General features: G+C 41.7%; 5 protein-coding genes. 3 read left to right on the plus strand and 2 right to left on the minus strand.

All coding sequences use genetic code 11. From position 1 onward, the window contains the following. Window positions 1-348 precede the first annotated feature (348 nt). Window positions 349-795 carry an Hsp20/alpha crystallin family protein gene (locus AC5JMF_RS29130; protein ID WP_495799187.1) on the minus strand — a complete coding sequence of 149 codons (447 nt, stop codon included), beginning with the start codon at window positions 793-795 and terminating at the stop codon, window positions 349-351. A 621-nt stretch (window positions 796-1,416) separates the two neighbouring features. Continuing rightward, window positions 1,417-1,545, minus strand: a complete 129-nt coding sequence (locus AC5JMF_RS29135) for a hypothetical protein (protein ID WP_495799188.1) — start codon at window positions 1,543-1,545, stop codon at window positions 1,417-1,419. A 90-nt stretch (window positions 1,546-1,635) separates the two neighbouring features. Here AC5JMF_RS29135 and ggt point away from each other — a divergent pair, with 90 nt between their 5' ends. The 3 genes from ggt to AC5JMF_RS29150 all read left to right on the plus strand — a co-directional run bounded on the left by ggt (window position 1,636) and on the right by AC5JMF_RS29150 (window position 5,063). Then, entirely contained in the window at window positions 1,636-3,399 is a 1,764-nt protein-coding gene (gene ggt / locus AC5JMF_RS29140) for a gamma-glutamyltransferase (protein WP_495799189.1), read from the plus strand. 153 nt (window positions 3,400-3,552) lie between these two features. Then, window positions 3,553-4,092, plus strand: a complete 540-nt coding sequence (locus AC5JMF_RS29145) for a hypothetical protein (protein WP_495799190.1) — start codon at window positions 3,553-3,555, stop codon at window positions 4,090-4,092. A gap of 680 nt (window positions 4,093-4,772) precedes the next feature. After that, window positions 4,773-5,063 carry a helix-turn-helix domain-containing protein gene (locus tag AC5JMF_RS29150; RefSeq protein ID WP_495799191.1) on the plus strand — a complete coding sequence of 97 codons (291 nt, stop codon included), beginning with the start codon at window positions 4,773-4,775 and terminating at the stop codon, window positions 5,061-5,063. Window positions 5,064-5,180: the final 117 nt, after the last annotated feature.

Here is a 5,180-nt window from a genome sequence, read left to right on the forward strand (position 1 = left end):
GGGTTTCCCTCCGCAGGCGACTGCGTTAGCGAGCTTGCGAGCGTCACCCGAAGGGGGACGCGGAGAAAGATTTCGGAACGAAAAAATAGGTTTTTTCAGACTGAATATGAGAAACCTACCCTTGAAAGAAGGAGCAGGGGAGGCAGAGGGAGAAATAACAAACACCCATCTCCAATTCCCCATTACCTCTAATCCCCACTCCCCCCGGGAGTGGGGATTATACCATGTCCGGCTAATCACTTATCATAAAAATTTCTCCGCGTCCCCGCGTCTCCCTATCTCCGCGTCAGCCCAATCATAAGTCTTGAAACGGACATGATATTAGAGTTCCCCGTTCCCCAACTGTTTTTAGGCAGTTGCTTCTAAATTAACCTTGACAACTTTGTTCTTTTCTTGCTCGGTTTTAGGCAGTGTCAAATTCAAAATACCATCTTTGTATTCTGCGGTGACATTGGTATTTTGAATTCTAGCTTTCAGAGGAATTACGCGTTGGAATTTACCGTAATAAAATTCGCTCTTAGTAGTGCCATCGTTTTCAGTTTTATTTTCCGATTTCCGTTCACCGCTAATGTGAACAGCATCTGCGGTTACTTGAATATCTAGATCTTTAGCTGACATACCTGGCAGTTCTAGCTTGAGATGAATTGCATCTTCAGTTTCTTGTATTTCAGCAGCTGGAACTTTCATCAAACCTTTTTCAAAAACTGTAGATGGTACTCTGCTATCTCCGAACAAACCGTTGATGTGACGTTCTAGAGCATTCAATTCTTCCCAGGGGTTGTAACGAACTAGCATATTAATTTATTCCTTGTCTCAGTGGTAGTTTTTGGCTCAATCAATTGAGGATTTAAATCCTTGCTTTGATTACTATAGTATTAATAATTAATCAGCTTGTTAGTTCGGTTTGTTCACTGAAAAATTCATGATTTCCGACCATTAGCTGCTATTTCATAAATGGGGTGGGAATTACAATATAATTGGTTCGGTAAACTCGATAAAGTTAGTATTTTCTGATTTATTGTAATGCGATCGCTTTGCAAATCTCTTTAAAAATCAGCGCATATAGGTAAGAGATGAATTGCGCGTGAGTTGCTGAAACAGGGTGTAAGTTTAAGCTAATAATCATTCAAATTGCATCCCCGCGTCTCCCCTTAAGCGCGTCCTCCGAAGTTTGCTCAACGGGGGGAACCCCCGCACGCAACTTCTCTCCGCGTCTTTCTGAGGCAAAGGATTATGCAAGTTAAAGGCAGATTAGCTTACCAGGGCCCCCAAATATAGAACGCGGTGGCGATCGCTCTTGCGGATTTGCTCTTTACCAGTAAAAGTAGCAAAAATTTTGATTCTTAACAAAGAATTTATACATTTTCTCGACAGACCATATTTGTATTTAATTCTTAAAAAAGATACGTAATATTACTAGATAATGCTTGCTTGATCTATCAAATACTTGTATTGTTGTATGTGATTGTTCTCTTCTACAAAACTCAACAACGCAAATTTCAAATACTCGCGATCGCTGCGACCAGTTGAGAGCTTACTAATCATTAGTTTTAGTGTAAGGAATTGCAATTTTCCGCACAGATAACCGTATCTGCTGTATTCGGTAAAGTTTGAAATTAAACCAGGAGTTTAGCATTGACTATTGCATCTAAACTTGCCTTAAGTTCTCGCTTGCTCGCCCTTGCCCTAAGTGCTGCCCTCTTACCACCTATCGTAGGTAAAGCCCAAGACCGTCCTCCACCTGAAACAGGAAGTGGTCGGATAGAACGTGAAGCGGTTCGGACTAAAAAGTATGTGGTAGTAGCAGCAAACCCATTAGCATCAGCAGCAGGGCGTGATGTTCTCCGCCGTGGGGGAAGTGCGCTTGACGCTGCGATTGCTGTGCAAATGGTACTGACTTTGGTAGAGCCACAGTCTTCAGGTATTGGCGGCGGTGCTTTCCTTGTTTACTACAACGCACGAACAAAAAAACTGCTTACTTATGATGGTCGAGAAACTGCTCCTGCCGCAGCGAAACCAGATCGTTTCCTGGATGCACAAGGCAAACCATTAGCGTTTTATGACGCTGTTGTTGGAGGCAAATCTGTAGGTGTGCCTGGGGTGTTGCGGATGCTAGAAATGGCACACAGTAAACATGGAAAGTTACCTTGGTCACAACTATTTCAACCTGCGATTCAACTAGCACAACAAGGTTTTCCACTTTCACCACGTCTGTACAGTCTGCTTAATAACGATATATATCTATCTCGTTTGGAGCCAGCTAAAAGCTATTTCTACCGAGTTGATGGCACACCAAAACCAATCGGTACTAGACTAATCAACCTACCTCTAGCTGAAGTACTGCAACAGATTGCTAACGGAGGTGCTGATGCTTTTTATCAAGGTAATATTGCTGGCGACATTGTAACGACAGTAACGCAAGCAGCCGTACCAGGAGACTTAACAACTGCTGACTTAGCACAATATCAGGCCAAGCAACGAGAGCCAGTGTGCGGCACTTATCGAATTTACAAAGTCTGCGGTATGGGTCCTCCAAGTTCTGGTGGTTTAACCGTGCTGCAAATTCTAGGTATTCTTCAACAATTTAATCTGGCAGCTATCAAACCAGCCTCAGTAGATGCAGTTCACTTATTTTCTGAAGCAGGACGCCTAGCCTATGCTGATAGAAATTTGTATATAGCTGATGCAGATTTTGTACCTGTGCCTGTTAAAGAATTAATTGATCCCTATTACCTAAAGCTGCGGGCAGCATTAATTAGCCTCGAAACTTCAATTGGTGAAGCTACAGCAGGTAATCCATTGCTACAGCAGGCTCGGCGCTGGGGTCAAGATCAATCCAGAGAATTCCCCTCTACTAGCCATATTGCAATTGTCGATGCTGCAGGTAATGCAGTATCCATGACTACTAGTATAGAAGATGCCTTTGGTTCTAGATTGATGGTGCGAGGTTTCTTGCTCAATAACCAATTAACAGATTTCTCTTTTTCACCCACAACAGATGGAAAGCCTGTTGCTAATCGCGTGGAAGCTAAAAAGCGACCTAGAAGTTCAATGGCCCCAATAATGGTGTTTGACCGGAATGGCAAACTAGTGATGGTCATTGGCTCGGCTGGTGGGCCTCAAATTATTAATTATGTTGCTAAAGCTTTAGTAGCACATCTAGATTGGGGATTGGACATTCAGCAAGCATTATCATTACCAAATTTTGGTAGTCGTAATGGCCCGACAGAACTAGAAGCAAATACAGACGTTGTTAACCTCAAGCCTGCCTTAGAAGTCAAAGGTCATACAGTGCGGGTTATACAATTAACCAGTGGTTCACACGGAATTGTGTTGACCAATCAAGGGTTAATTAGTGGCGCTGACCCACGTCGAGAAGGAGCGCCTCTGGGTGAATAACAATTGTTACTAGTGATGAACAACTAAAGTTAGGTGTGATTTGTGCAGAGTTATCTTGTTGGCAACAAATAGGAATTACGTTGACTTGTCTTTAGTAAATAATCTGTCCTTTTTTAACAGAGAAAAATCTGAAATAATTTTCCCAATGAAACTATGAACTCATTCTCAAAAATAGTAATTGCAACAACTGTCAGCATTTTCAGCTTGATAGGAACTTCAATGAACCAAGTAAAGGCTGCACAACTGTTCTACACTTTCACACAAGGAGGTTGGGAAAAGGGAGGAATATTGTCCGGTTCATTTTCTGGCGTGGATCAAGATAACGATGGGTTCATCTACACTAATGAGTTGAACTCGTTTGATTTAATATTTTCTGGAAATGCCCAAATTCCACAACAGAAATGGTTGGATGTGTCTAGTTTAAGTTCTTTCGGGTTTAATTCTAATAATTTGAAATTGGCTTTTTCAACTTTGGAAAATTTCGATGAATATACTACTAATATTGTAGGAGTTCCTTATCTTAATTATATTGGAAAGCCTTTCTTTACTGATTATATTGTTTCTTCGGAAATTCAACCTGTTTTATCCGCAAAACAAATACCTGAACCCACCTTTGAATTTGCTAGTCTTGCAGTCTTAAGTTTTGGCTTACTGCTGAGAAAAAGAGGTTCAGCATTCAAACCCAATAAATAATCTCAATCAAGATGCTAAACGGTTCCCCCCGTTGTAGCAAGTGGCGTGGGAGTGGCGTGGTTTCCCCCATGAACAACTCGCGTTGGGGTCTCCCCCGTTATAGCACTTGGCGGATCACGAAGCTTACTGAGGGATAACTACTCCCATGCTCCCATTGAAGTAAGAAATAAATGTCTAGACTTGTCTACTCAGATCTTGCACCTTTCAAACTGTCAGTCGCAAAACTTACCTAATTGTTCGGCTTCGCTCTCTACCGCCAGGGATTGTAAATCCCTGTCTTATAGCAAAAGTCCATTAGAAATGGACTAAATACAGAGACAAATAGATATGTAATTTTTATAACTTTATTGCGGCAGACTCATTATTTTCACTGGCAGATGCAAGATGTGAGTCTAGGGTTTATACAGCAGATTCTTGTATGGATTTTGAATTATTGGTATAACGTCTGCAATTTTGAATTTTTAACGGCGTATACTACTGGCTAAAATCCCTAAAATTTTATGAATATCCTTGTGCTGTAAAGGTTTTGAAAAACCCAGTCCCTAATCCCTACCGTTTGCAAGAGTGCAGAGCGATCGCTATCATAAAAGAATATGGTTAATAAATTTTTGGTTTTCCATTGACATTAAATGTCAATTGATTTAATAAAATACTCAAAGTTTTTCAAGGGAGCATGAGATATGGATATGCAAGTCTTGAGAGAGCGTGCTGGGCTTAGCCGTGCAGAGGTTGCCTTTAGACTTGCAATTAGTGAAACCAGTGTTCGCAACTGGGAAGCTGGACGTACTGAACCCACAATGACGCCCAAAAAGTATTTGGATGCTTTACGTCTATTCAAATGTACACCAGAGGAATTGGCAGCCGCCAGCGAAAAATCGATTAATCAACGGCATAAACGCAAACCAGGAAGACCTAAACGCTTTCCAGACACTCAGATAGTTAAAGTGACAGATTCACCAGTTTGTGGCTGACGCTGAGTGCTGAGTGAAGAGATGAGGGGGATGACGGAGTAAGAAAGCTGGGAGAGAAGAAACAATTACGAATTACGCGCTTCGCAGCGTAAAGCCTGCGGCATAGCTTCGCTTAGA

The sequence above is a fragment of the Desmonostoc vinosum genome, from assembly GCF_059505385.1.